At 29.7% G+C, this 3802-nt stretch carries 2 protein-coding genes; both read right to left on the bottom strand.

The features are described from left to right. Nucleotides 1–190 precede the first annotated feature (190 nt). A complete protein-coding gene (locus Q0138_RS01840) occupies nucleotides 191–2227 on the bottom strand; it encodes an MJ1255/VC2487 family glycosyltransferase (RefSeq protein WP_297980107.1) in 2037 nt (678 codons plus the stop codon). Between the two features lie 208 nt (nucleotides 2228–2435). After that, nucleotides 2436–3563, bottom strand: a complete 1128-nt coding sequence (locus Q0138_RS01835) for a hypothetical protein (protein WP_297980105.1) — start codon at nucleotides 3561–3563, stop codon at nucleotides 2436–2438. Nucleotides 3564–3802: the final 239 nt, after the last annotated feature.

The raw sequence follows: 3802 nt of genomic DNA, 5'->3' as shown, positions 1-3802 counted from the left end.
TAATTATTTTTAATCTTATTTTTTTTTAAAAATTTTAATTTTTTATTTATTTTTAATTTTAATTTTTTAATTTCATTATTTTTTTTTAAATAAGATTTAATTTTAAATTTTTTTAATAAAATTTAATTTTATTTAACTTATTTTTTAAAAATAATTCTTAAAAATAGTCTTGAGTTTAATTAAACTTAAATTAATAAAACTTAGAGTATTTCTCAATACTCTCGTCCAAGTCTTTTAAAATAGCATCATTTGACCAAGGTTCAACCTTATTCAAGTTTTCCTGATAAACCTCAAGATTATTCAAAAATCTTTCTATTTTTTTAACGTTCAAGTTGTCATGATATTCTCCATAACCTAACTTTTCAACATAGAATCCATTAAGGATCTGTTCAAAGTTCTTATGTGCAGGAGTACTGTAAATAGGCTTTTTAAGATAGATAGCTTCACTAATCATTGTAAATCCTCCATTTACTATGATTGCCTTAGCTGTTCTCATATCCTCATAAATCAGGTCGTCATTGAAATGTCTGTATCTAAGATTTTCATCCACTTCGTCCTTGTCGAAGCCGTAAACTATGAATTTTTCATCTAATTTCTTAAGTTCCTCCATCAGGTTTATGCTGCTTTCGGCAGTCTGATAAACCAATACATGATCCTTGTTTTCAGGTTTTAGCTTTCTTATTTCATCTCTTAGGACCGGCGGATAAATGGCTGTCATTTGAGGATGCTTTAATGGAGGGAAGAAAAAGTTTGTTATTATATGTCTTTTAGGCCTTAGAATATATGCCTTTGTAACAGCCTTTGCAGTAAGCATGTCTGCCTTGTGGTTTGGAGGGTAGTCATATTCACATTGGGTAAGCATATGAATGTTGTCAAGGCTTATCAAAGGTATTTTCATTAGTTTTGCAAGCATTCCAGCATAATTTTCAAAGTCTGAAATGATTATGTTAGGTTTTATCCTTTTGCAGGCCTTGTATAATACATTATATCCCTCTTTCAGATTGGTCGGATTTGCCTTAACCGCTTTTAAAAATGTCTTTTTAGTTCTTACAACATTATTTTCATAAACTGTATTGAATCCCCCAATTTCATAAACATTGTCGAATTTGCTTGCAAGGAATGCATAAGCCCTTTCGCTTGAAAATATATAAACGTCATATTTTTTGATTAAATGTTCTAGAATTACGCTGCTTCTTATTGCATGTCCCATTCCCTCTCCACAGACTGAATAGAATATTTTCTTTCTTGCAACTTGATTGTCAATACTTATAATTTCATTTTCAGAACTTGAGGATAGTTCCTCTTTCTTGTCAACACCGATTAGTCTGGTTTCATTTTCATTTACCTGAACTTCAATCAATTCGTTTTCTTCAGGGCTTCTGTCTTTAAGCTTGTTTATTCTCTTTTTCAAGGTTCTGTTTCTGGATCTTTCTGCAATCTTTTCCATTTCAGTACTGTCAAGCGCTTCTATAGGGTTGTGACTGAATTGGTAGTTTTCAATTTCATTTGCGTCTAGTCCTTTTACAGTGTCATGACCGAATTGATAGTCCAATTCCTCAGCACTGGTTCGTTTTCCCCTAAAGTCATTTAAGGTACTTTTTCCATATTGCTTTAATAAGGTGTAAAGCCCTTCCTCTTCAAGCCTTCTAGTTGAAACGCCTATTCTGGCATTTCTTAAAACCTTGAATTGACTTATTTCAGCTATTCTTTCAATATAATCGGTATCCTCACCAAAACTTAACTCTTCATTAAATCCTTCAACTTCAATATGGAGCTCTCTTTTAGCTATGATTCCATAACATCCTGCACCATGTGGCTTGATGTTTTCAACTGCAATCATAAACCAGTTTGCTAAATCATGAATATATTTGTCTCTTTTCTTTTCTGACAATGGAGTCATTTGGGTAATTGCAATGCCTAAATCCTCATCGTAAAACTCTTCAATCACATTTTTCAAATAGTTTTCGCTAAGTTCAAGGTCACTGTCTAAAAAGAGTAAGAGCTCTCCTTTAGCCACTTTTGCACCATTGTTTCTTCCAATTCCTGGAAGGCCTCCCTCAACAACTCTTGCACCATATGATTTAGCTATTTCTCTAGTATTATCATCTGATTGTGCATCTGCAACAATTATTTCATAATCAGTAAAATCCTGTGATTTGATACTTTCCAGTAATTTTGGAAGATATTCCTCTTCATTGTATGTTGGTATGATAATACTAATTTTCATTTTCATCACTTCGGTGTACTTTTATGTTTTTTAGTTAATTTTATTAATTTTAGTTTATTGGTTTTTTTATTTAATTTTTTTCAAATCTTTTATCTTAAAAACCAATTAAAATATTTTTTCAAATCTTTTATCTTAAAAACCAATTAAAATATTTTTTCAAATCTTTTCATGTTAAAAACCAATTGAAATATTTTTTCAATTATTTTTTTTATAAATATGAATATATGTTCCAGCTTAGGCTGTACCAATCACATTTTCCATCCAAGCTTAAAACCAAGTCATTCAAGAGTTCCATTTCATTGTATTCATTGGAAATATACGCAATTGTTCTGTTTTCACTTGCATGTTCTATTTCCAAAACATCATATTCGCTTAAATCTATGTTTTCCCCATTTTCAATGGTCAATTCATAATAGTCTGCTCCGGCTCCATAGAAAGCTATTGAAAACCTTAAAACGATTATCAATATTAATGCAATGTGGGGAAATGCTATTTTCGCATATTTTTTTATATTTTCTTTTCTTTCTACAAGACTCTGCAAAATCTCTTTTTCATTTTTTAATATTGTTTTCAAGCTTTTTCTGTCCTTTTTGTCAATAGAGAAATAATTCCTAATCTCATCTATGATTGCATCATTGTATAATATGATTAGAATTCCATAAATTCCTCCAATTGCAGGGGTTGAAAACAAGCCTCCATCGATAAGCCCTATTATTCCAAGAGTGATTGTAAATGATAAGATTACTCTGGAAATTGGATTTTGCCTTTGTAAACTCATGAGCATTGAAATGTATGTGATTGGAATGAGAATGAAAAGGGCTGAAATAATGCTTGGCGTATATGGGCTTAAGGAGCTTCCAGTGTGAATTCCCGCAGGGATATGGCTTAAGAATTCTCCAAGTATTATTCCAAATATGGATTTGTATAAATGTGAATGCAGGAAACTTGTTGTAGTGTAACTAGGGTTTAAAACAACAAATATTGTATTGTATTCAATTCCAAGAGAGTATCTTAGGTAAAGCTCTGCAATCAATCCGCATATTGCTGTAAATAGGAATATGAATAAGGAAAGTTTTAAATAGAATTTCCTATCCTTTGGAATGGGCAGTGACTTGATTCTATTGTAGATTTTCTCATTGTCGCATAATGTTGATAGAATGAGTGTTATTCCAAATAAAACAAAAAATAGAATGTCCTTTCCCTTTGAGGAACCCATTAGAATAGGTTGGGTAAATGGTCTTATGAATTGATCTATTCCTGAGAACAGATATAATGAAACTCCTAGAATTATTAGAATAATTCCAACAGGGATGTATTTGTTTATTTTTAAATTCATAAAAACCACTATTTGCCTATTTTTAAATTTCTATATTTTAATCTTATTTTTAGAATTAAATCTTTAATCGGATTTTCAAAAATTTTATTATTATTGAATAATAGATTATAACTTAATTATATCTTTTATAATTATAGTATTTTTTTATTTTTTCTATTTAAACTAAGGATTTAATTGTTTTAAATTTTTATTTTTTCTATTTAAACTAAGGATTTAATTGTTTTAAATTTTTATTTTTT

The organism is uncultured Methanobrevibacter sp. (genome assembly GCF_937906425.1).
Classification (GTDB): Archaea; Methanobacteriota; Methanobacteria; order Methanobacteriales; family Methanobacteriaceae; genus Methanobrevibacter.
Note: the sequence above shows the minus strand (reverse complement) of the source record. Positions and strands in the feature narration are given on the sequence as shown.

What these genes read in the sequence shown, in the direction of transcription:
- Q0138_RS01835 (WP_297980105.1), bottom strand. Translation starts at nt 3,563, where the DNA reads ATGAATTTAAAAATAAACAAATACATCCCTGTTGGAATTATTCTAATA.
- Q0138_RS01840 (WP_297980107.1), bottom strand. Translation starts at nt 2,227, where the DNA reads ATGAAAATTAGTATTATCATACCAACATACAATGAAGAGGAATATCTT.